General features: G+C 72.7%; 21 protein-coding genes. 9 read left to right on the top strand and 12 right to left on the bottom strand.

Annotated elements, in window-relative coordinates; all coding sequences use genetic code 11:
* Window positions 1–42: 42 nt before the first annotated feature.
* Entirely contained in the window at window positions 43–4797 is a 4755-nt protein-coding gene (locus ACTWQC_RS11875; protein WP_443315584.1) for an ATP-dependent helicase, read from the bottom strand.
* A 73-nt stretch (window positions 4798–4870) separates the two neighbouring features.
* Here ACTWQC_RS11875 and ACTWQC_RS11870 point away from each other — a divergent pair, with 73 nt between their 5' ends.
* The 3 genes from ACTWQC_RS11870 to ACTWQC_RS11860 are packed head-to-tail and all read left to right on the top strand — an operon-like array spanning window position 4871 to window position 6925.
* The gene (locus tag ACTWQC_RS11870) at window positions 4871–5770 is read left to right on the top strand and encodes an AraC family transcriptional regulator (RefSeq protein WP_443315583.1); all 900 of its coding nucleotides are present in this window, start codon (window positions 4871–4873) and stop codon (window positions 5768–5770) included.
* Window positions 5771–5780: 10 nt separating this feature from the next.
* Window positions 5781–6617, top strand: a complete 837-nt coding sequence (locus ACTWQC_RS11865) for an AzlC family ABC transporter permease (protein ID WP_443315582.1) — start codon at window positions 5781–5783, stop codon at window positions 6615–6617.
* Entirely contained in the window at window positions 6614–6925 is a 312-nt protein-coding gene (locus ACTWQC_RS11860) for an AzlD domain-containing protein (RefSeq protein WP_443315581.1), read from the top strand. Before ACTWQC_RS11865 ends, ACTWQC_RS11860 begins: the two co-directional genes overlap by 4 nt.
* A gap of 112 nt (window positions 6926–7037) precedes the next feature.
* Here the strand turns inward: ACTWQC_RS11860 and ACTWQC_RS11855 are convergent, their stop codons facing one another.
* Window positions 7038–7985 carry a hypothetical protein gene (locus tag ACTWQC_RS11855; RefSeq protein WP_443315580.1) on the bottom strand — a complete coding sequence of 316 codons (948 nt, stop codon included), beginning with the start codon at window positions 7983–7985 and terminating at the stop codon, window positions 7038–7040.
* Between the two features lie 78 nt (window positions 7986–8063).
* Between ACTWQC_RS11855 and ACTWQC_RS11850 the strand changes: the two genes are divergently transcribed.
* The 4 genes from ACTWQC_RS11850 to recX all read left to right on the top strand — a co-directional run bounded on the left by ACTWQC_RS11850 (window position 8064) and on the right by recX (window position 11425).
* Window positions 8064–8258: a DUF3046 domain-containing protein gene (locus tag ACTWQC_RS11850; RefSeq protein ID WP_443315579.1), complete on the top strand. Its 195-nt coding sequence runs from the start codon at window positions 8064–8066 to the stop codon at window positions 8256–8258.
* Window positions 8259–8281: 23 nt separating this feature from the next.
* Entirely contained in the window at window positions 8282–9490 is a 1209-nt protein-coding gene (locus tag ACTWQC_RS11845) for an AI-2E family transporter (RefSeq protein WP_443315578.1), read from the top strand.
* Window positions 9491–9628: 138 nt separating this feature from the next.
* A complete protein-coding gene (recA, locus tag ACTWQC_RS11840) occupies window positions 9629–10756 on the top strand; it encodes a recombinase RecA (protein WP_443315577.1) in 1128 nt (375 codons plus the stop codon).
* Window positions 10757–10759: 3 nt separating this feature from the next.
* Window positions 10760–11425 (top strand): recombination regulator RecX, encoded by a 666-nt coding sequence (gene recX / locus ACTWQC_RS11835; protein ID WP_443315576.1) that lies wholly within the window; start codon window positions 10760–10762, stop codon window positions 11423–11425.
* A 178-nt stretch (window positions 11426–11603) separates the two neighbouring features.
* On the opposite strand, the gene ACTWQC_RS11830 is transcribed toward recX, so the two are convergent.
* The 8 genes from ACTWQC_RS11830 to ACTWQC_RS11795 form a co-directional block, all read right to left on the bottom strand.
* A complete protein-coding gene (locus ACTWQC_RS11830; RefSeq protein ID WP_443315575.1) occupies window positions 11604–12059 on the bottom strand; it encodes a rhodanese-like domain-containing protein in 456 nt (151 codons plus the stop codon).
* Entirely contained in the window at window positions 12056–12670 is a 615-nt protein-coding gene (locus ACTWQC_RS11825; RefSeq protein ID WP_443315574.1) for a cysteine dioxygenase, read from the bottom strand. Before ACTWQC_RS11825 ends, ACTWQC_RS11830 begins: the two co-directional genes overlap by 4 nt.
* Before the next feature lie 62 nt (window positions 12671–12732).
* Window positions 12733–12819 (bottom strand): putative leader peptide, encoded by an 87-nt coding sequence (locus ACTWQC_RS11820; RefSeq protein WP_443315603.1) that lies wholly within the window; start codon window positions 12817–12819, stop codon window positions 12733–12735.
* Window positions 12820–12962: 143 nt separating this feature from the next.
* Window positions 12963–14819: an FAD-dependent monooxygenase gene (locus ACTWQC_RS11815; protein WP_443315573.1), complete on the bottom strand. Its 1857-nt coding sequence runs from the start codon at window positions 14817–14819 to the stop codon at window positions 12963–12965.
* 253 nt (window positions 14820–15072) lie between these two features.
* A complete protein-coding gene (locus tag ACTWQC_RS11810) occupies window positions 15073–16062 on the bottom strand; it encodes an amino acid ABC transporter permease (RefSeq protein WP_443315572.1) in 990 nt (329 codons plus the stop codon).
* Complete coding sequence (locus ACTWQC_RS11805; RefSeq protein WP_443315571.1) at window positions 16059–16706, bottom strand: amino acid ABC transporter permease; 648 nt, start codon at window positions 16704–16706, stop codon at window positions 16059–16061. Before ACTWQC_RS11805 ends, ACTWQC_RS11810 begins: the two co-directional genes overlap by 4 nt.
* Before the next feature lie 120 nt (window positions 16707–16826).
* The gene (locus ACTWQC_RS11800) at window positions 16827–17744 is read right to left on the bottom strand and encodes a glutamate ABC transporter substrate-binding protein (protein ID WP_443315570.1); all 918 of its coding nucleotides are present in this window, start codon (window positions 17742–17744) and stop codon (window positions 16827–16829) included.
* A 47-nt stretch (window positions 17745–17791) separates the two neighbouring features.
* Window positions 17792–18568 (bottom strand): amino acid ABC transporter ATP-binding protein, encoded by a 777-nt coding sequence (locus ACTWQC_RS11795; protein ID WP_443315569.1) that lies wholly within the window; start codon window positions 18566–18568, stop codon window positions 17792–17794.
* Between the two features lie 313 nt (window positions 18569–18881).
* Here ACTWQC_RS11795 and ACTWQC_RS11790 point away from each other — a divergent pair, with 313 nt between their 5' ends.
* Together ACTWQC_RS11790 and ACTWQC_RS11785 are read left to right on the top strand one after the other, a co-directional pair.
* The gene (locus ACTWQC_RS11790; RefSeq protein WP_443315568.1) at window positions 18882–19598 is read left to right on the top strand and encodes a response regulator transcription factor; all 717 of its coding nucleotides are present in this window, start codon (window positions 18882–18884) and stop codon (window positions 19596–19598) included.
* A 15-nt stretch (window positions 19599–19613) separates the two neighbouring features.
* Window positions 19614–21023 (top strand): ATP-binding protein, encoded by a 1410-nt coding sequence (locus ACTWQC_RS11785; protein WP_443315567.1) that lies wholly within the window; start codon window positions 19614–19616, stop codon window positions 21021–21023.
* Here the strand turns inward: ACTWQC_RS11785 and ACTWQC_RS11780 are convergent.
* Window positions 20992–21663, bottom strand: coding sequence for a hypothetical protein (locus ACTWQC_RS11780; protein ID WP_443315566.1), 672 nt, complete (start codon window positions 21661–21663; stop codon window positions 20992–20994). The genes ACTWQC_RS11785 and ACTWQC_RS11780 overlap by 32 nt on opposite strands.
* 193 nt (window positions 21664–21856) lie before the next feature.
* Window positions 21857–22651, bottom strand: a complete 795-nt coding sequence (locus ACTWQC_RS11775) for a neutral zinc metallopeptidase (protein ID WP_443315565.1) — start codon at window positions 22649–22651, stop codon at window positions 21857–21859.
* Window positions 22652–22737 lie beyond the last annotated feature (86 nt).

Here is a 22737-nt window from a genome sequence, read left to right as displayed (position 1 = left end):
AGGTGCGCGGGTTCTCGCGCGGGTTTGGCGCCGGGGCGGGGGTCAGGACGGGCGGAGGCGGAGGCCGCGGGGGGTGGGGTGGAAGCCTGCGGCTTCCAGGGCGCGGCCTATGGGGGAGGAGAGAGCCGGTGTGCCGTTGGCGCGCTCGACCGTGACCGTGCCGAGCGCGCCCCCGCGGGCGGCCAGCGCCAGCGCCTCGGCGGCCGCGTGCAGCCGGGTGTCGGCCTCCGGGCTGTCCGCGTCCTGCCCTGGCCAGGCGAGCAGGGTCTTGCCGCCGCGCTCGACGTACAGGACGAGTTCGCCGCCCACCAGCACCACCAGGGCGCCCGCCTTGCGGCCCGGCTTGTGGCCGGCGCCCGAGGGCGGGTCGGGCCAGGGAAGCGCGGCGCCGTACGCGTTGGCCGGGTCGGCCGCCGCGAGGACCACCGGCCTGCCCTCGCGCGCGTCCCGGCCGCCGCTGTCGAGGAACCTGGGGTGCGGCCCCTCCGCCGCCTCGCGGTCGCGGGCCGTCGCCACCGCACGGAGGCGGTCGACGGCGCCGTCCATCGCGAACTGCGCCGCGCCGAGCCCCTCGATCACGTAGCCACGCCGGGCCTGCCCGGTCTCCTCGAAGGCGGACAGCACGCGGTATGCGGCCGAGAAGCCGCCCTCCACACCCTCGGCCTGGACCGCGCCGCGGGTGACCACGCCGTGCCGGTCCAGCAGCGTGTGGGCCAGGGCGTGGGCGCGCCGGGTCGGATCCGTTTCCCGCCCGGGCAGCAGCGACCAGCGGCCCGCGACGGTCGGAGGCCCGCTGCGCGATGCGGTGCCGCGGACCGTACGGGGACTGAGGCCGGCCGTGAACGTGCCGTACCGCCCGCGGGGCACCGAGCGCTTCGCCCGGTGAGCGGTGGCGCCCGCGGTGCGGCCGGAGCCGAGCAGGGCCCGCAGCGGCGCCAGGGTGTCGTTGGTGAGCCTGCCGGACCAGGCCAGGTCCCAGACGGTGTCCGCCAGCTGCGGGTCGGTGCTCTCGGGGTGCTCGGCCCGCACCTGGTCGGCGATCTGCCGGAAGAACAGCCCGTAGCCGCCGGACAGCGCGTCGAGCACCGACTGGTGCAGCGGTCCGATCTCGAGAGGATGGGGCGGCGGGAGCAGCAGCGGACCGGCCTCGGCGAGATACAGCGACACCCAGCCGTCCTTGCCGGGCAGTGCTCCGGCCCCGGCCCAGACGACTTCGCCGGAAGCGGTCAACTCGTCGAGCATCGCCGGGGCGTAGCCGGAGACGCGGGACGGCAGGACCAGCTTCTCGAGGGCGGAGGCGGGCACGGGGGCGCCCTGGAGCTGCTCGATCGCGCGCACCAGGCCGTCGATGCCGCGGAGGCCGTGGGTGCCGACGTGCTGCCACTGGGGGAGGAAGGTGGCGAGCGCCGGGGGCGGTACGGGCTCCATCTCCTGCCGGAGGGCGGCAAGGGAGCGGCGGCGCAGCCGGCGCAGCACCGCGCTGTCGCACCACTCCTGCCCGATCCCGGCGGGGTGGAACTCGCCCTGGACGATGCGGCCCGCGGCGGCCAGCCGGTGCAGCGCGCCGTCCGTGACGGCGGTGCCGATGCCGAAGCGGGCGGCCGCTTCGGCGGAAGTGAAGGGGCCGTGGGTGCGGGCGTAGCGGGCGAGGAGGTCGCCCAGCGGGTCCTTGACCGGCTCGGTGAACGCCTCGGGCACGCCCACCGGAAGCGCCGTGCCCAGCGCGTCCCGGAGCCGCCCGGCGTCCTCGACGGCCGCCCAGTGGTCCGCGCCCGCGATCCGCACTCTGATGGAGCGGCGGGCGGCGGCCAGCTCCCGCACCCACTCCTGCTCGGCGCCGCGCTCGGCCAACTCGGCGTCGGTGAGCGGGCCGAGCAGGCGCAGCACGTCGGCCAGGCTCTCCACGTCCTTGACCCGGCGGTCCTCGGTCAGCCACTGCAGCTCGCGCTCCAGCTCGGTCAGCACCTCGGCGTCGAGCAGTTCGCGCAGCTCGGCCTGGCCCAGCAGCTCGGCGAGCAGCCGGGAGTCGAGGGAGAGCGCGGCAGCCCGCCGCTCGGCGAGCGGGGAGTCGCCCTCGTACAGGTACTGGGCGAGGTATCCGAAGAGCAGCGAGCGGGCGAACGGCGAGGGCTCGGGGGTGGTGACCTCGACCAGGCGGACCCTGCGGGCTTCGATGTCGCCCATCAGCTCGGTGAGGCCCGGGACGTCGAAGACGTCCTGCAGGCACTCGCGCACCGCCTCCAGGACGATCGGGAACGAGCCGAACTCCGAGGCGACTTGGAGGAGCTGGGCGGCGCGCTGGCGCTGCTGCCAGAGCGGCGTGCGCTTGCCGGGATTGCGGCGCGGCAGCAGCAGGGCGCGGGCCGCGCACTCGCGGAACCGGGAGGCGAACAGCGCGGAGCCGCCGACCTGATCGGTGACGATCTGGTCGACCTCGCCCTTGTCGAAGGCGACGTCCGCGGCACCGACCGGGGACTGCTCCGACTCGTACTCCCGCCCGCGCTGGGCCGGGTCCGTCTCCAGGTCGAGCAGGTCGAGGCCCATCAGATCGGCGTCGGGCAGCCGCAGCACGATGCCGTCGTCGGCGTGCATCACCTGGGCGTCCATGCCATAGCGCTCGGCGAGGCGGGCGCCGAGCGCCAGCGCCCACGGAGCGTGCACCTGTGCCCCGAAGGGGGAGTGGACGACGACCCGCCAGTCGCCCATCTCGTCCCGGAACCGCTCGACGACGATGGTCCGGTCGTCCGGTACGTGCCCGCAGGCCTCGCGCTGCTCCTTCAGATACGCCAGGACGTTGTCGGCGGCCCAGGCGTCCAGGCCCGCCGCGACCAGCCGCAGCCGGGCGTCCTCGGCGGTGAGACCGCCGACCTCGCGCAGGAACGCCCCCAGGGCGCGGCCCAGTTCCAGGGGCCGGCCCAGCTGGTCGCCCTTCCAGAACGGCAGCCGCCCCGGCACCCCGGGCGCGGGCGAGACCAGCACCCGGTCGCGGGTGATGTCCTCGATCCGCCACGACGTCGTGCCCAGCGTGAACACGTCGCCGACCCGGGACTCGTAGACCATCTCTTCATCGAGCTCCCCGACCCGGCCTCCGCCTTTCTTGGGGTCGGCCCCGGCCAGGAAGACCCCGAACAGACCGCGGTCCGGGATCGTGCCGCCCGAGGTCACCGCGAGCCGCTGGGCGCCCGGCCGTCCGGTGAGCGCCCCGGCCACCCGGTCCCATACGAGGCGGGGGCGCAGCTCGGCGAAGGCGTCCGACGGGTAGCGTCCCGCGAGCATGTCCAGCACGGCGGTGTACGCGGACTCGGGCAGCGAAGCGAAGGGGGCGGCCCGGCGGATCACGGCCAGCAGCTCGTCCACGTCCCAGGTGTCCATCGCCGTCATCGCGACGATCTGCTGGGCCAGCACGTCCAGCGGGTTGGCCGGAACGCGCAGCGCCTCGATGGCGCCGCTCCGCATCCGCTCGGTGACCACGGCCGACTGCACCAGGTCCCCGCGGTACTTGGGGAAGACGACGCCGGTGGAGACCGCGCCCACCTGGTGCCCCGCCCGGCCGACGCGCTGCAGCCCGGAGGCGACGGACGGGGGCGACTCGACCTGGACGACCAGGTCGACAGCGCCCATGTCGATACCCAGCTCCAGGCTGGACGTGGCGACGACGGCCGGCAGCCGGCCGGCCTTGAGGTCCTCCTCGACCAGGGCCCGCTGCTCCTTGGACACCGAGCCGTGGTGCGCCCGGGCCATGACGCCCGGGGCGCCCCTGGCGGCGCCCGAGCCGCCCATCAGCTCGGCGGGGGAGTGGTGCTCCGGGGCGGGCTCGCCGGTGGCGCGCTCGTACGCAATCTCGTTGAGCCTGTTGCACAGGCGCTCGGCCAGGCGGCGGGAGTTGGCGAAGACGATGGTGGAGCGGTGGGCCTGCACCAGGTCCGCGATCCGCTCCTCCACATGCGGCCAGATCGAGGGCTTGTCGCCGGCCGCGCCGCTCTCGGGATCAGTGGCGGGGGAGCCCCCCAACTCGCCCAGGTCCTCGACCGGCACCACGACGGAGAGGTCGAACTCCTTGCCGGAGGGGGGTTGTACGACCTTGGCCGGGCGCTGCGGCGACAGATAGCGGGCCACCTCGTCGACGGGCCGAACGGTCGCCGACAGGCCGATCCGCTGCGCCGGGCGGTCGTGGCGGAGCCGCGCAGATCCAGCGCAGCGGAGCTCGTCGAGGCGCTCCAGGGACAGTGCCAGGTGAGCTCCCCGCTTCGTGCCCGCCACGGCGTGCACCTCGTCCACGATCACCGTCTCCACGCCCGCCAGCGCGTCACGGGTGGCGGAGGTGAGCATCAGGAACAGCGACTCGGGGGTCGTGATCAGGATGTCCGGCGGCCGGTTGGACAGGGCGCGGCGCTCGGCGGCCGGGGTGTCGCCGGAGCGGATGCCCACGCGCACCTCCGGCTCCGGCAGCCCGAGCCGCACGGCCTCGTGCTTGATCCCGGTCAGCGGGCTGCGCAGATTGCGCTCGACGTCCACCGCGAGGGCTTTGAGCGGCGACACGTACAGCACCCGGCAGCGCTTCTTCGCCTCCGCGGGCGGGGGCGTGCTCGCCAGCCGGTCCAGGGCGGCGAGGAACGCCGCCAGGGTCTTGCCGGAGCCGGTCGGGGCGACGACCAGCACGTCCGACCCCTCGTCGATGGCCTGCCAGGCGCCGGCCTGGGCGGCGGTGGGCGCGGTGAAGGCCCCCGTGAACCACGCGCGGGTCGCGGGGGAGAAGGAGCCGAGGGCCTGGGCCGGTTCTTCCGACATGCTCCCCATCGTGCACCCGGCCACTGACAACCGGCCGGACCCGCAGGTCAGCGGCGTTCGCGGGCGGCTGCACAATGGCGGTATGGGGAGGCAGGAGAGCGCGCGGTACTGGCAGTACCCGGAGCTGCCGGGCGTGGATCTGCTGAGGGCGCGGTATGTGCACAAGACGTTCGTCCGGCACACCCACGAGGCTTTCGTCATCGCCGCGATCACCGAGGGCGTCGAGGCGTTCCTGCACCGCGGCACCGTGGAGCGCGCCGGGGTCGGCGGGCTCGCGCTCGTCAACCCCGACACCTCGCACACCGGCGAGGCCGGGGTCCCGGAGGGCTGGACGTACTCCGTGCTCTACCCGAGCCCGGACACGGTCGCCGGGATCGCCGCCGAGACCACCGCCATCCGCGGCACGCCCGGGTTCGCGTCGGCCGTGGTCCACGACCCGTACTCCTCCCGGCTGGTCACCGAGGTGCACCGGGCCGCCGAGGAGGGCAATGCGCTCGCGGCCGACACCCTGCTGCGGGTCGTCGTCGTGCGGCTGCTGCGGCTGCACGGCGCCCCGATGCCGGAGCGCGAGGCGCGTACCGCGGGGGCGCGCAACGCCGCACGAGCCCGGGCGATCCTGGAGCAGCGGATGGCACGGCCGCCGTCCCTGGAGAAGCTCGCGGCCGAGCTGGGCACGAGCCCGTTCGCGCTGCTGCGGGCCTTCCGCGACACGTACGGCATGCCGCCGCACACCTGGCTCACGGACGCGCGCGTGCGCCGGGCGCGCGGCCTGCTGGACGCCGGGACCCCGCCCGCGGAGGCCGCGGTCGCCGTCGGTTTCACCGACCAGCCGCACCTGAACCGGCACTTCAGCCGGATCGTCGGTGTGCCACCCGGGGCGTATCAGCGGGAACGGGCCCGCGGCTCCACGCCGGCTGCTGCGGCCGCCACGACGTACGGGGCCGCAAGAACGTACAAGACCGGGCCCGGCACCGGCTCGTAGCGTTCCGGGCGTGACAGGGGAACAGACACCCCCGCGTACGGCGACACCGGCGCGGGCGCAGGCGGAGGGGCGCTCCGACGCCGCGGTGGTGCGGGACGCGCTCGGCGTCGGCGTGGCCGTCGGGCTCTCCGGCTTCGCCTTCGGCGTGACCTCGGCAGGGGCGGGGCTCACGCTCCTCCAGACCTGCGCGCTCAGCGTGCTGGTGTTCACCGGCGCGTCCCAGTTCGCGCTGGTGGGCGCGCTCGCGGCGGGCGGCAACCCGCTCACCGCGGCCGCCGGGGCGTTCTTCCTCGGCGTGCGCAACGCCTTCTACGGGCTGCGCCTCTCCCAGCTGCTCCGCCTCCCGCGCGCGGTACGCCCCTTCGCCGCCCACTGGGTCATCGACGAGACCTCCGTCGTCGCTCTCGCCCAGCCGGACCGGCGCAGCGCGCGGATCGGCTTCACGGTCACCGGGCTGAGCCTCTACGCGCTGTGGAACCTCACCACGCTGCTCGGCGCGCTCGGCGCCTCCGCCCTCGGTGACCCCGATGCCTGGGGACTGGACGCCGCGGGGCCCGCGGTCTTCCTCGCGCTGCTTGCGCCCATGCTGCGGACGACGCTGGAGCGGGCGGTGGCGGGCCTCTCCGTCGTGCTCGCGCTCGTGTGCCACCCGCTGCTGCCCGCAGGGGTGCCGGTCCTGATGGCGGCGTTCGCCGCGCCAGCCGTCCTCGCTCTCCACGGGCTGCGCGGGACGGGCGGCCGCCGCACGGCCCGCACGGCCCGCACGGCCCGCGACAGGACGACTCGCGACAGGACGGACAGGACAGAGGGGACGGACCGGATGACTCGCGACGAGGAGGGCCGATGAGCACCTGGATCGCCATCGGCGTCACCGCCGCCGGCTGCTACCTGGTCAAGCTGCTGGGCCTCTCGGTGCCCGCGGGGGCTCTGGAGCGGCCGCGCGTCAAGCAGCTCGCGGCCCTTCTCCCCGTCGCCCTGCTTGCCGCGCTGATCGCCATCCAGACGTTCGGCGAGGAGGGGCGCGCGCTGGCGCTGGACGCCCGCGCGGCGGGGCTCGCGGGCGCAGCACTCGCGCTGGCGCTGCGCGCCCCATTCCTGGTGATCGTCGCGGTCGCCGTGCTGGTCACCGCGGGCGTACGGGCGCTCGGCGGCTAGCCGGGCGGCTGTCCGTTGCCACGGGACCAGGGTCAGACCGGGCTCAGTCCGGGCCCAGACCGGGTCGGACCCGGCTCAGACCGGGGTCGGAACGGGCCGGGGCGGCCCCGGCTCAGACCGGGCGGCCGTACGCGCGGAGCGTCAGCAGGGCGTCGACGGTCACCATGGGCCGGCACTCGAGGGTGATGCCGGGCGCCCAGGACCGCCAGTGGATCGGCCACCCGCCGTCGTCCTGCTGCTCGGCAGCCAGGAAGTCCAGCGACCGCTCGACCTCCTCGTCGCTGAACCAGCGGCGGGCCAGTGAGTCCGGCGTCCGCGCGAAGTCGTGCGCGTAGTGGTACTCGCCCGGCGCGTAGCCCTCGGGCAGCGGGTAGTCCGCGGCCCGGTCCGGGTCCAGGACCGCCAGCTCCTGCTCCCGTACGAGCCGCCCGAGCCGCTCCGCCGCGGTCTCCGCGCGCTCCCGGTCCGGGGCCCCGTCGAGGAAGGCGACCGCGGCCTTCACCTCGTACGGGTGGGTCTTCTCCAGGGATTCGACCGCCGACCAGCAGAAGTCGGTGGCCCGGAACAGCCAGGCGTGCCACACCTCGTTGCGGTGCAGCAGCCCCACCACGGGGCCGGTGGCCAGCAGATCGCTCGGCGGGTTGTCCACGATCGGGATCCAGGGCGCGGCCGGATAGCCGCGCAGTGAGGGGTGGAGCGCGGGCAGCGCCCCGTCCTCGGTGGAGACCTCCGTCAGATAGCGGCACACTCGCTCGACCCGCCGTCCGCCGCAGCGGCCGATGGAGTCGAGCACGCGCAGCGCGTGTGCGGTGTGCAGCGGCTGGCTGACCGGGCCGCGCAGGTCGGGTTCGAGGGCGTGGCCGTAGCCGTCGTCGTGGTTGCGGTACGCGTCCAGCGCCGTCTCGACGGCGTCGGCGGCGCGGGTCCGGTCCGCCTGCCCGGGGTCACCGGGGGCGCCGGACAGGAAGTGGTACGCGAAGGTGCGCTGCTCGAGCACGCGCGCGGTGAGCCAGATGAACTGCTCCGCGCGGGCGAGCGGGGTTGCTCCGGATCGGGCCATACATCCGACCGTAGGCCGGAAGCGCGCCCGGTTGGCGGCAAGTGCGAGGCTGCAATCCCTGCGCGGGATACTGGGCGCATGCGGTTGACGGTCTTCTGGCAGCGGATGGCGGATTACTTCGGCGATGCGTACGCGGACTCCTTCGCGCGCGATCATGTGATGGCGGAGCTGGGGGGCCGGACCGTGCACGAGGCGCTGGCCGCCGGGTGGGACGCGAAGGACGTCTGGCGCGGGGTGTGCGCGGCCATGGACATCCCCGCGGACAGGCGCTGACCGCCGTAGGCCACACTGGCCGGATGGCAGCGACAGACGAAGCAGCTCAGGACGGCGCACGCGACGGTGCGCCGGACGGCGCGCGACCCGGCGGGGCACCGGCGGCGGAGCGCCGCGACCGCATGCCGCGCTGGCTGCCCCGCGCCATGGTGCTCGCGCTCGCGCTCTTCGCCTGTTTCCAGCTCGCGAACTGGGCCTTCCACCAGCTGATCGGGCTCCTGATCAACATCCTGATCGCGTTCTTTCTGGCGCTCGCGGTGGAGCCGGCGGTGGACCGGATGGCGGCGCGCGGGATGCGGCGCGGGCTGGCCACGATGCTGGTCTTCCTCGGGGTGCTCGGCGCCTTCGCCGGGTTCTTCGTCCTGCTCGGCTCGATGCTGGCCGGCCAGATCGTGACCATGGTCGAGCACTTCCCCCAGTACCTGGACTCGGTGATCCGGTGGATCAACGAGTCCTTCCACACGAGCCTGTCGCGGGTCGAGATGCAGGACAGCCTGCTCAGGTCGGACTGGCTGAAGAAGTACGTGCAGAACAGCGCCACCGGCGTGCTGGACGTCTCCGCGACCGTGCTCGGCGGGCTCTTCAAGGTCCTGACCGTGGTGCTGTTCTCGTTCTACTTCGCGGCCGACGGGCCGCGGCTGCGCCGGGCCCTGTGCTCGGTGCTGCCGCCCATCCGGCAGGCGGAGGTGCTGCGCGCCTGGGAGATCGCGGTGGCCAAGACCGGCGGGTACCTGTACTCGCGCGGGCTGATGGCGCTGATCTCCGGTGTCGCGCACTACGTGCTGCTCGAGTTCCTCGTCGTGCCGTACGCGCCGGCGCTGGCGCTGTGGGTGGGCGTGGTCTCCCAGTTCATCCCGACCATCGGCACGTATCTGGCCGGTGCCCTGCCGATGCTGCTGGCCTTCACGGTCAACCCCTGGTACGCGCTGTGGGTGCTGCTCTTCGTCGTGGTCTACCAGCAGTTCGAGAACTATCTGCTGCAGCCGCGCATCACCGCCAGGACCGTGGACATCCATCCGGCCGTGGCCTTCGGTTCGGTGATCGCGGGGACGGCGCTGCTGGGTGCGGTCGGTGCGTTGATCGCCATCCCGGCGACCGCGACGCTGCAGGCCTTCCTGGGTGTGTACGTGAAGCGGTACGACGTCACCGACGACCCACGGGTGCAGGGCCGGCCTCGGCGGCGTCCGGGCGCCTCGGCGGTGGCGAGAATCCGCCGGGCGTGGCGCAGTTGACACCAAAATCGAACATCTATTCTCATGGTGTTCCAGCCCGGTTTTCCACAGGCCGGACGGCGCCCGGGCGGATTGTCAGTGGCAGGCGTTAGCGTCGTGGACGTGAAGCGATCGACTCAAGCAAACCGGGTGGAACCCATGGCAGGAACCGACCGCGAGAAGGCGCTCGACGCCGCGCTCGCGCAGATTGAACGGCAATTCGGCAAGGGCGCCGTGATGCGCCTGGGGGAGCGGCCGAACGAGCCCATCGAGGTCATCCCCACTGGGTCGACCGCTCTCGATGTCGCGCTGGGCGTCGGCGGTCTGCCGCGCGGCCGCGTGGTCGAGGTGTACGGCCCGGAGTCCTCCGGCAAGACGACCCTGACCCTGCACGCGGTGGCGAACGCCCAGCGGTTGGGCGGCACGGTCGCCTTCGTGGACGCCGAGCACGCCCTCGACCCCGAGTACGCGAAGAAGCTCGGCGTGGACATCGACTCGCTGATCCTGTCGCAGCCGGACAACGGCGAGCAGGCGCTGGAGATCACAGACATGCTGATCCGCTCCGGCGCTCTCGACCTCATCGTCATCGACTCGGTGGCCGCACTGGTGCCGCGCGCGGAGATCGAGGGCGAGATGGGCGACTCCCATGTCGGCCTCCAGGCCCGGCTGATGAGCCAGGCCCTCCGCAAGATCACGGGTGCGCTGAACCAGTCGAAGACCACCGCGATCTTCATCAACCAGCTTCGCGAGAAGGTCGGCGTGATGTTCGGCTCGCCGGAGACCACGACCGGTGGCCGGGCGCTGAAGTTCTACGCCTCGGTGCGGCTCGACATCCGCAGGATCGAGACCCTCAAGGACGGCACCGACGCGGTCGGCAACCGCACCCGCGTCAAGGTCGTCAAGAACAAGGTCGCACCGCCCTTCAAGCAGGCCGAGTTCGACATCCTCTACGGGCAGGGCATCAGCCGTGAGGGCGGCCTGATCGACATGGGCGTCGAGCACGGCTTCATCCGCAAGTCCGGCGCCTGGTACACGTACGAGGGCGACCAGCTCGGCCAGGGCAAGGAGAACGCCCGCAACTTCCTGAAGGACAACCCCGACCTGGCCAACGAGATCGAGAAGAAGATCAAGGAGAAGCTGGGCATCGGTGTGAAGCCGGAGGATCCGGCGGGGGAGCCGGGCACGGACGCGGCGGGTGTTGCGGGTTCCGTGGCCGCTCCGGCTGCCGCGACCGCCCCCGCGGCCAAGGCCGCCAAGGCGACCAAGGCCGCCGCGGCCAAGAGCTGATCCATGACGCGTCGGACCGACTGGGGGGACGTCGGGGGCGGCAATAGTGGCGACAGCAGTGGTGGCAGGGTCAACGATGTCGGCGATGTCGCCGATGTCGGCGGTGAAGTACGCACGGACAGCGGCGCCTCCTCTTCGTCGAGGGCCGAACAGGGGGCGCCGCGCAGCCCGGAGGAGCAGGCGCGGGCCATCTGCCTGCGTCTGCTCACCGGGACTCCGCGCACCCGCAAGCAGCTCGCGGATGCGCTGCGCAGGCGCGGCATCCCGGACGACGCGGCCGAGGAGGTGCTCTCCCGGTTCGAAGACGTCGGGCTGATCGACGACGCGGCGTTCGCCGAGGCATGGGTGGAGTCCCGGCACCACGGCCGCGGCCTCGCCCGCCGCGCACTCGCGCGCGAACTACGCACCAAGGGCGTCGAATCCGCGCTCATCGACGACGCCGTCGGGCAGCTCGACTCCGAGCAGGAGGAGCAGACCGCCCGGGAGCTGGTCGAGCGCAAGCTCCGGGCGACGCGCGGCCTCGACCGGGAGAAGCGCATCCGCCGCCTCGCCGGAATGCTGGCGCGCAAGGGCTACGCCGAGGGCGTGGCCCTGAGGGTGGTGCGCCGTGCGCTCGAGGAGGAGGGCGAGGACCCGGAGTTGCTGGAGTACCACCTGCCGGACGCGTAGCCGGTAGCCGCCCTCCGGCGGGGGCAGCGGGTCAGCGTCCGGCAGTCCGTACCGGCGACTCGACGGCCCGGCCGCGCTCAGGGCCGACCGCACTGCCCGCCGAGCGCCCGGCGTTGTCGGTCGTTTCTGACTCCAGCTGGCTGATGGCCCGTCAGCCGACCGCAGCAGGACCGGCCGACTAGTCGGATCCGGCCCGATCCACCTGCTCCGCGGCCGACTTCGGCGGGTCCACCGGCAGGCCGGCCGTGCGCCACGCCTGGAAGCCGCCTTCCAGGTCCGTGGCCCGGTGGAGGCCCAACTGCCGCAGGGAGGCTGCCGCGAGACTCGACGCGTACCCCTCATTGCAGACCACGATGACCCGCAGGTCGTGGCTCGTCGCCTCGGGGGCGCGGTGGTCGCCGAGTGGGTCGAGCCGCCACTCCAGCTCGTTGCGCTCCACGATGAGCGCGCCCGGGATGGTGCCGTCGCGCTCGCGCAGCGCCGCGTAGCGGGTGTCGACCAGCAGTGCACCGGCCGCCACCGCCTCGGCGGCCTGCTCCGGGCCGAGCCGGTCCAGCTCCGCGCGGGTTTCCTCGAGCAGCGTGTCGATGCTCTTCGGCCGCGTCTGCCTGGTGTCCGCCGTGGTGCCGCTCACTCCCACTCCTCCGGTTGCTCGACCGCCTCCAGCCGCAGCACGGGACCCGTACGGCTGTAGCGCCGCATCAGCGGCAGCGGCGGGTAGTACGCGTGAACCGATACGGCGTGCTCTTCGGTGGAGAGGTTCAGTACCTGGTGTACATGGTGCGGGCCGAAGGCCCGGCCCTTTCCGGCGGGCAGCTGCCGCTCGCGGTCGACGCCCTCGGCCAGTTCGAGCGTGCGCCAGCCCTCCGTGGGCAGCTGAACGGCAAGGGACTGCTCGGTCAGCCGGCCGCTCGCGGTGGCGAAGGCGCCCCGCGAGCCGCCGTGGTCGTGCCATCCGGTGCCGGTGCTGGGCGGCCAGCCGATGAGCCAGGCCTCGCTGCCGCCGGGCCCGTCGAGCCGAATCCAGGTGCGGCCCTCGGGGTCGAGGGGGAGCGAGTCGACGAGTTCCCGGTCGGCGACCGTGCGGCGGGCGAAGTCGAGCAGTTCCTGCGCCGTGGGGCCCGAGTCCGTCGGGGGAGTCGTAGGCCTCGTAGGCGTCGTGGGTGTGCGCGTGGACGCGTCAGCGGCCGGAGCGTACGTGGTCGCGGAGGGGTCGCCGGAGGCGACGGGAGAAGTGGGTGACACAAGTCCGTCCTGGGCGATCGTGGAGGAGCGCGGCATCAGCCCGCGCGAAGGAAGGAATCGGATCAACAGGACGGACGACACACGCAGCCCGCATAGCGGACGAGGTCCACATGGACCCTCCGCCAGAAGCACAGCCGGGTGTCAGTCACGTTCCGGAGTCAACCATGCACCTGTGCTGGGGTCAACAGGGGGGACACGTGGGACGAAACACACCAGGGCGGCCGCATCGTGCAACCGGCAACCCGCAACCGGCACACGGCAACCGGCGCGTTCACCGCGACTCTCCCCTCGGTCAGCGGTGCGCCGACGCCTTGCCCGCGGACCCGGCAGCAGCACCCCGCGCCGTGGCCTGCGGCGGTACGGCGGTGCCGCCGCGCGCCGCTTCGGCGCACGCGTACAGGTCGGCGGGCCGTACTCCCGCCATGGCGGCGACCAGGTGCCCGTCGGGCCGTACGAGAAGCACGGTGTGCGCAGGCGCACCCGGGTATCCCTCGGTGACCAGGAGCTCGGCCCTTACCGGGAGCGCCGCAACGGCGGCCGCGAGCTGCGGCATCAGCCCCGCGCTCACCCAGTGACGGCGCTCCCACACGGCCGTGCCGGGCGCCACCAGCACCACCAGCAGGTCGCGGCCGAGCCGGTCCCGCAGCCGCGCCGCCGAGCCGTCCGGCGCCGTGACCGGCACGTCCGCGACCGGGGCACCGGGCGGCGTGGCGACCTGGGCCTGCGCCGAGTCGTCCGGCGCTTGAGGCGTGAGGGGAGAGCGCGCGTACACGGGGGGCGCGCCCAGCGGCCCGTGTCCCAAATGCCCGTCCGTGAGGAGCGCATCGTGCCCCCGCGCCCCTCCGGGCATCAGCGTCCGGCGTACCGCGGGCCAGCTGCCGCTGCCGCGCACCAGGGGCAGCGCCTGGTCGGCGGCGCGCAGCCGCGCCGCGACCGCGGCGCGGCGCTCGGCCTGGTAGCTGTCGAGGAGCGCGTCGGAGGCGTGGCGGTGCCAGACCAGTGCGAGCTTCCAGGCGAGGTTGCCGGCGTCCCGCAGCCCTTCGTCGAGCTCCTGCGTGCCCAGCGCACCGAGCAGATGGGCCGCGCCCCCGGCGAGGAAGGCCCGGCCCACGCGCCAGCGCCTGGCGAGCCGGTGGTGGACGGTGTGCACGCCGGTGTCCAGCAGTTCGTACGGCGGGGTGCTGCCGCACCACAGGGCCAGCGTGTCGCGGATCCGGGTCACGAGCGCCTCGGGGGTGACCAGTTCGCCGCGCGGTGGCAGCAGCCAGTCCAGCCGCCAGATGTCGCCGGGCAGCGGACGGGCCGTCACTTCCCCGCCGTTCGGCGGGAACCGGTGCAGCACGGCTTCGCCGGGCCAGGGCAGCTCGGCGCGCAGCGCGGCGACGGCGTGCCGCTCGACCGCCGTACGGCCCGGGAAGCGCACGTCCAGCAGCTTGCGGACGGCGGAGCGCTGGCCGTCGCAGCCGATCAGGTAACTGCCGCGCCACCACGTCCCGGTGCTCGGCGTCGCCCCTGCGCCCTGCGTCCCCGGTTCTGGAGGGGATGACTCATGGGAGACGCTGGGGCGGCGGGCGTGGGCGGTGACGCCCCGGTCGTCCTGTTCGAGGGCGTCGAGCTTGCTGTGGGTGGCGATCTGGGCGAGCCGTTCCTCGGCGAGCGCGGCCCGCAGCCGGCGGGTCAGCGCGTGCTGCGGCACATGCAGCGGGGACTCCGGGAACCCGCCCTCGTCCGCCAGGCCGACGCCCGGCAGGCCGACGCCTGGTCCGCCGACACCCGGGCCGCCCGCACCAGCCGCACCCGCGCCCATGCCGGCGCCGCTGCCCGCCTCCGCCTGGCTCTTCTCCGCGTGGCTCTTCTCCGCGCCGACCGCGGCCGAGCCGCCACCCCCCAACTCCAGTCGGCGCGCCACCTGTCGGCGCCGCATCGTCCGCCACGCGCTCCAGCCGCACGCCTCATCGGGCGCGGGCGTGCAGCCGAGCCGCCGCAGGAAGGCGGCGGTGTCCTGGCGGAGTACGGCGGTGCGCGCGGGCCGCGGTTCGTCGTACCCGGGGCCCTCGTCGAGTACGACGACGGGCACCCCGAGTCGCGTGAGCGCCAGGGCGGTGCAGAGCCCGACAGGACCCGCCCCGACGACGATCACCGGGTCCACGGCGCGGCTCCCTGGGCCGTATGGGACGTACAGAATGTGGCAAGGGGAGCCCGGTGCGCGATCACAGCAAAAGTATGCAGCCACTCGCGGGTGCTTGCATCAAACGACATCGGCAGCGGCGCCTCCCGCGCCGCTGCCGACAGTTCGTCAGACGTGAAGTCCGGCCCGGGGCCAGGCCCCGGATCAGACCTCGGGCCAGAACCAGGTCACGCCCCGGCCAGAACCCGGGTCAGGCCGTGGGTCAGACCCCGGGTCAGGCCTTGGGCGCCGGTGGTTCGTCGGTGGCCCCCGGCTCGGTGGCCCCCGGCTCTCCGGCGCCCGTCCCGCGGCCGGCCGGTCCCGCTGCGGCGTCCACGCTGAGCACGTCCGGTGCCTCGGCCGGTTCCGCCGCCGCGGCCACCGCGATCCCGGTCTTGGCGCGGCGCCCGCGCTTCTCGATCCAGGTGGCGAGCGACGACAGGGCCAGGCACATCGCGACGTAGATCGCGCCGACGACGATGACGACCGGCGTGATCGGGTTCTCCCCGTTGACGATGATGTTGTTGGCCATCGTCCGCGCCGCGTACAGCAGCTCCGCGTACGTGATGATGTAGCCGAGCGAGGTGTCCTTGAGCGTGACGACGAGCTGGCTGATGATCGTCGGCAGCATCGACCGGACGGCCTGCGGCAGCAGCAGCGTGGTCATCACCTGGGACTTGCGCAGCCCCAGCGCGTACGCCGCCTCCACCTGCCCGCGCGGCACCGCGTTGATCCCGGCCCTGAGCACCTCCGCCTGCACGGACCCGTTGTAGATGGTGAGGCCGAGGACCAGCGCCCAGAACGCGGTGTTGTCGCCGATGAAGCCCAGGTCCGCCTTGTAGGAGAGGAAGAGCACCCACAGGGCGTAGATGGTGATCAGCAGCGGGACGGCCCGGAAGAGTTCGATGAACCCGGTGGCCAGCCAGCTCACGATCCGGTGGTCGGAGAGCCGGGCGATGGCGAGCAGGGCTCCGAGCACGAGCGACAGCAGCCCGGCGACCGCGAAGACCTGGAGGGTGGTGAGCACGCCGTCGCGGATGTTCGCCCGCACGCCGGCGTTGTTGAAGATGTTCCAGACCTCGGGCTCGAGCTGGCCCTTCTCGGAGAGGCGGAAGACCGAGAAGGCGATCAGCCCGAGCACCAGCAGAGATCCGACGACCGTGTAGATGCGGTTGCGTACCCGGGCCTTGGGGCCCGGTGTGTCGAACAGGACGCTCGAACTCATCGTGCGACCTCCAGGCGCCGCTCGAGCAGCCGGAAGAGACCGCTGATGGAGAAGGTGATGACCAGGTACGCGAGGGCGACCCAGAGGAAGATCCAGGCGATGTCGTAGCCCAGGTCGCTCAGGCGCTTCTGCACACCGAACAGTTCGGTGACGCTGAACGCGCCCGCGATGGCCGAGTTCTTGGTCAGCGCGATGAAGATGCTGCTGAGCGGCGGGACGACGGTGCGCGTGGCCTGAGGCAGGACGATCAGCCGCAGCGTCTGGAAGAACGTCATGCCGATGCTGCGCGCTGCCTCGGCCTGACCGAGCGGCACGGTGTTGATACCGGACCTGACGGCTTCGCAGACGAAGGCCGAGGTGTAGAAGCCGAGCGCCAGCAGCGCCTTGGTCCACGGATTGAGGCCGGGGGCGAAGATCACGGGCACGACGAACCACGCGACCAGAAACAGCAGCGTCAGCGGGGTGTTCCGGAAGAGCGTGACCCAGGCGGTGCCGAAGAACCGCAGCGGCGGGACGGGCGAGACCCGGAAGCCGGCGATGACGACACCCAGCACCATCGCGAGCAGCCCGCTGGACAGGGTCAGCAGGATCGTGCCTATGAACCCCTCGCGGAACAGCGACAGGTGGTCGAGCAATACGTTCACGGGGAAGTCCTCGTGGGCGGCGGCGGTCAGGCAGGGGGCGCCGCGCCCCGTACGCACCGCGCGGGTGCGTACGGGGGCGGGCAGCTCACTGCCGGCTGATCAGCGGACTCGTAGCGGGTCTCAGTAGCGCTCGAGAGCCGGCGGCTCGGAGTACGGGGAGCCCGACAGGCCGAGCGTCGCGTCGTACGCCTTCTTGTAGTCGCCGTTCTTGATGTGTGCCTCGAGGGCGTCGCTCACCGCGTCGCGCAGCGCCTTGTCGTCCTTGTTCATGCCGACGCCGTACGGCTCCTCGGTGAACGGCTTGCCGACGACCTCGAGCTTCTCCGGGCGCTGCGCCGCGTAGCCCTTGAGGATCGCGTCGTCGGTGGTGACGGCGTCGACCTCGCTGTTCAGCAGCTGCTGGACGCACTCCGAGTACTTGGCCAGCTCGACGGTCTCCGCGCCGTACTTCGGCTTCTTGATCTCCGCGAGCGGGGTGGAGCCGACGATCGAGCAGACCTTCTTGCCCTTCAGGGAGTCCGGGCCCGTGATGCTCTTGTCGTCCTTGCGCACGAGGAGGTCGGCACCGGCCATGAAGTACGGGCCGGCGAAGCCGACCTGCTTCTTGCGCTCGTCGTTGATCGTGTACGTGCCGACGTACAGGTCGACGTCGCCCTTGGAGATGGTGGTCTCGCGGACGCCGGAGTCGACGGTCTTGAACACGATCTGGTCGGCGGAGAAACCGAGGTCGGCGGCGACCATCTTGGCGATCTCGATGTCGAAGCCGGAGCGCTTGCCGTCGGTGTCCTCGAAGCCGAGGTAGGGCTGGTCGTTCTTGGCGCCGAAGACGATCTTGCCGGCCTTCTGGGCCTTCTTCAAGGTCGGCGAGTCGACCTTCACGTCCTTGGCCACGGTGTACGTGGGCAGCTTCGGCTGGTCCTTGCCGCCGGACCCGCCCTTGGGCTGGTCACCGGCCGTACCGGAGTCGCCGCCACACGCGGTAGCGGTCAGTGCGAGCACAGCGATCGCCGCGGCGGCGGCCGTCTTGCGGAGCTTCATGGTGAACATCCTTTGTGTCGTGAGACGTTGATCGTCGGCGGGAGCCGTCAGTGGTGAAGGATCTTCGACAGGAAGTCCTTGGCACGGTCGCTGCGCGGATTGCTGAAGAACTGGTCAGGCCGGGCCTCTTCGACGATCCGGCCGTCCGCCATGAAGACGACGCGGTTCGCGGCCGAGCGCGCGAAGCCCATCTCGTGGGTGACGACGACCATCGTCATGCCGTCACGGGCGAGCTGCTGCATGACCTCCAGCACCTCGTTGATCATCTCCGGGTCGAGCGCCGAGGTCGGCTCGTCGAAGAGCATGACCTTCGGATCCATGGCCAGCGCGCGGGCGATGGCCACACGCTGCTGCTGGCCGCCGGAGAGCTGGGCCGGGTACTTGTCGGCCTGGGTGCCGACGCCGACCCGGTCGAGCAGGGCGCGGGCCTTCTCCCCGGCCGCCTTCTTGTCCGTACGCCGGACCTTGACCTGGCCCAGCATCACGTTCTCCAGCACCGTCTTGTGCGCGAAGAGATTGAAGCTCTGGAAGACCATGCCGACGTCCGCACGCAGCCGGGCCAGTTCGCGGCCCTCCTGCGGGAGGGGCTTGCCGTCGATCGCTATGGAGCCGGAGTCGATGCTCTCCAGCCGGTTGATCGTGCGGCACAGCGTCGACTTGCCGGACCCGGAAGGTCCGATGACCACGACGACCTCGCCGCGCGCGATGGTCAGGTCGATGTCCTGGAGCACATGCAGCGCGCCGAAGTGCTTGTTGACGTTGTTCAGGACGACCAGGGGTTCCGCCGCGGGCGCGGCGTCCTTGGTCACCGATACTTCGGTCATCGGCTTCTTGCTCCGTCCTCCTCGGTTGGGAGGACCTTAATGAGCAGGGCCGACCAGCGTCATTACATCTGAGCGGAAATTGAGCATAACGATACGGCTACCAGCGACGACGCTGGGTGATGGAACGAATGCTTTTCCCTCCGGTCCTCAGGGGCCCCGGTGGTTGCGGTTTCCTTACCGGCTCCATAACGGATCGCCGCGGGCCGCCGACATCACTTGACGGGCCCCGCGCGCATCGGGCTGGATGCCCTGTGGCCACGAAAAGCCCGGACACCCCGGACAGCCGGAACAGCCAGGACAGGGAGGGGGACGCATGAGGCTGCTGCTCGTCGAGGACGACGATCACGTCGCCGCCGCCCTGTCCGCCGTCCTCGCCCGGCACGGCTTCGACGTCACCCACGCCCGCAGCGGCGAGGAGGCGCTCCAGGCCCTCCTGCCGGACGAGGGCGCGCCCTACGGCGTGGTGCTCCTCGACCTCGGCCTGCCCGACCAGGACGGCTTCGAGGTGTGCGGACGGATCCGCAAGCGCACCAGCACCCCCGTGATCATGGTGACGGCCCGGGCCGATGTGCGCTCCCGGATACACGGGCTGAACCTCGGCGCGGACGACTACGTCGTGAAGCCGTACGACACGGGCGAGTTGCTGGCCCGTATCCACGCGGTCAGCCGCCGCACCGGACCGGGCGACAACGCCGCCGAGGACTCCGGCGGTGGCGACGGCGGCGGCCCGGTCGAGCCCGTCCGCCTCGGCGTGGTCCTCATCGAACTGCCCACCCGCCAGGTCACGGTGGACGGCGCCGCCGTCCAGCTCACCCGCAAGGAATTCGACCTGCTGGCCCTGCTCGCGCAGCGCCCCGGTGTCGTCTTCCGCCGGGAGCAGATCATCAGCGAGGTCTGGCGGACCAGTTGGGAGGGGACGGGCCGTACCCTCGAGGTGCACATCGCCTCGCTCCGCTCCAAGCTGCGGATGCCGGCCTTGATCGAGACGGTCCGCGGGGTCGGCTACCGCCTCGTCGCCCCGGTGGCCTGAGGACCCCGAGGCCCGGTGCGCACCCGACTCCTTCCGCTCCTCATCGTCCTCATGGCGGGCGTGCTGCTCGCCCTGGGCTTCCCCCTCGCGGTGAGCCTGGCCGCCGCCCAGCAGCAGCGGGTGGTGGTCGACCGGATCGACGACATGGCGCGTTTCGCCGCTCTTGCGCAGTTCGTCACGGCCCGTCCCGAGGCCCGCGTGCCCGAGGACGAGGGCGGCCGGCTGGTCACGCTGCGCGCGGAGCTCGACCAGTACCACGAGGTGTATGGGATACGGGCCGGTGTCTTCTACCGGGACCGCACGGCCATGGCCGAGGCCCCGGACGGCTGGGCGGTGCCCGCTGACGGCGAGGGCGATGAGGCCTTCCGCGAGGCCCTGGCCGGCCGCCGCAGCCACGACCCGGAGCAGGTCTGGCCCTGGCAGCGGGGCCGGCTCGCCGTCGCCTCGCCCGTAGTCAGGGACGGGGACGTGGTCGCGGTCGTCGTCACCGATTCGCCCACCGGCCAGATGCGCTCCGGCATCCTGCGCGGCTGGCTGCTCATCGGCGCGGGCGAGGCCGCCGCGATGCTCCTCGCCGTCGGGGCCGCCTTCCGCCTCACGGGCTGGGTGCTGCGGCCAGTACGGATCCTCGACGCGGCCACCCACGACATCGCGACCGGCAGGATGAAGTCCAGGGTGGCGGCCGCGGGCGGGCCGCCCGAGCTGCGCCGTCTCGCCCGCTCCTTCAACGAGATGGCCGATAACGTCGAGGACGTGCTGGAGCAGCAGCGCGCGTTCGTCGCGGACGCCTCCCACCAGCTGCGCAACCCGCTCTCCGCGCTGCTGCTGCGGATCGAGCTGCTCGCGCTCGAACTCCCCGAAGGCAACGAGGAGATCGGCTCGGTCCGCACGGAGGGCAAGCGGCTGGCGCGCGTGCTCGACGACCTCCTCGACCTGGCTCTCGCCGAGCACGCCCCGGCCGACCTTCAACTGACGGACGTCGCGGGACTGTCGGAGGAGCGGGTCGGCGCCTGGCGTCCCGTGGCCGACAGCAAGGGCGTCGGCCTCTCCTACGACGGCCCAGCGGGAGCCACCGCGTGGGCCGACCCGGTGGCCCTGTCCAGCGCGCTGGATGCCGTCGTCGACAACGCCCTCAAGTTCACGCCGGAGGGCGAGGAGGTCGGCGTCGGCGTGGAGCACGAGGGTGACACTGTACGGATCACGGTCGCGGACGGGGGGCCCGGGCTCGGCGCGGAGGAGCTGTCCCGGATCGGCGACCGCTTCTGGCGCAGCAGCCGCCACCAGAACGTCTCCGGCTCGGGGCTCGGGCTGTCGATCTCCCGCGCGCTGCTGGCCGCGGGCGGGGCCTCGATCGCGTACGACCGGAACGAGCCGAAGGGCCTCCGGGTGACGATCACCGTGCCGCGAACGGCGCCGCGGGGCTGACCGCCGCGTCCGCGTCCATCAGGCTCATCAGGCCGCGGCCGGCGGCGTCAGGGCCGGACCGTTCGCCGATGACGCCCAGGAAGTGGAGGACGTCCGCTGCCATGTCCGGGGAGTCGTCCCGGCCCGGATAGCAGGACGGGCTGCCGTCCGGCCGCGTGGCGCACTCGCGGATCGGCTTGCCGAGGACCTTGTCGCCCGCCTTGAGGGTGAGAACCGCGGTCAGCTCGGGGTTCTCGGGGTCGGCCGGGCCCGTGACCGACGTGTAGCCCTGGAACCGGGTGCCGTAGCTGCCCTTCAGCGGCTTCTGGGCGCGGCGCGGGGCGAGCACCTTCAGCTCGGCTGTGGTGACGGTGGCCGAGCGGCAGGAGATGTGCCAGCGGCCGGTGGCCGTCGCGGTCCCTGCTTCGCGGTCGACGGTCACCGCGAGGCGCTTGCTGCGCACCGTGCAGTCGGGAGCGTCGTTCCGGTCGTCGGTCGGGTCGTCGGTCGGGGCGTCGGTCGGGGCGTCGGCCGTGGGGGCGGCTTCGGCCGGGGGGTCGGCCGGGGGGTCGACCGTGGGGGCGGCCTCGGCCGGGGCGGCGATCAGGAACCCGCCGAGGAGAGCGGCGAGGGCGGCGATACGAGCGGGACGAGAGCGCATCTGGTCTCCCAGCGAGTCGAGTCCAAGCGAAAAGTCATTTGATGAGCCGAATTGTTGGGGATCATCCTGACCTTCGCGGGCCGACCCGCCGGTCCGGGTCCGCCGCATGGCCTACGGCTTTGCGGCCGGGCGCCGTGCTGTGCGGCCGGTGCCGTGCGGCGTCAGTCCGGTACGACGTCAGTCCGGTACGACCTCAGCCCGGGATGCAGCCCGTCACGCCGCTGTCCGCGCCCTTGTTGAACGCCCCGATGCGTTCGGAGGCATCACCGTGGTCCGAGGACTTCGTCCAGGGAGTGTCGTCGGCGAGCACCGTCAGCGCCTGGGTCAGCTCGTCCGTGTCGCCCTCCTCGAACCGGAGCGCGCCATCCTCGGCGGCCCCGAACAGCACGGCCCCCGCCAGGCAGTCGGCCTGCAGCTCGAGCTGCAGAGCCACCAGGTCGGTGTCGAGCCGGTTCTGGACGGCGTGGCCCCACTCGTGGGCGATCACCAGATAGACCCAGGCGTCCCCGGCCCGGTGCCCGGCATTCATCAGGTCGACGTCCCAGGCGAGGTAGTCGGCGGGGGAGCAGTAGACGGCGTTGTCGTCGGTCAGCGGCTCGCCGCCGCACGTGGGCACGCGGGCGGCGGACCCGTCGTACCCGCCGAGGACCGTGGGCGGCCGGTACGTGCCGGTGAACAGCTCGCTCCAGTGATCGGACCAGTACCGGTTGACGACCTCGACCGCCGACTCGATGTCCTCCTCGACCGTGTCCTGCGCGGTCGCGGCAGGCGAGGAGAAGACCGGGGAGGGGGGCGGAGGCGGCGGATCGCTGTGCGGCGGTGCGGAGGTGGTGGTCGTACGCCCGCCCGGACCGGTGCCGGCCCCACTGCCGCATCCGGTGGCGAGAACGGCGAGGACGGCGAGGACCAGGGCGAACAGCAGCGCAGCGACGCGGGTTGCCGGGACTCGCGGGAGCCGGGGGACTCGGGTGTGCCACGGAGCGTCCATGCGGGCCTCCGTCCGTTCCAGGGCATCCAGAGCGGCTGTCTCCCACGGAACCCCCGGGAGCTGTCGACCGCAACCCTGCCCCCTCG

Origin of the sequence: Streptomyces sp. 8N616, from assembly GCF_052246385.1 — a bacterium.
Taxonomy (GTDB): Bacteria; Actinomycetota; Actinomycetes; order Streptomycetales; family Streptomycetaceae; genus Streptomyces.
This window is presented reverse-complemented; position numbering and strand designations above follow the sequence as displayed.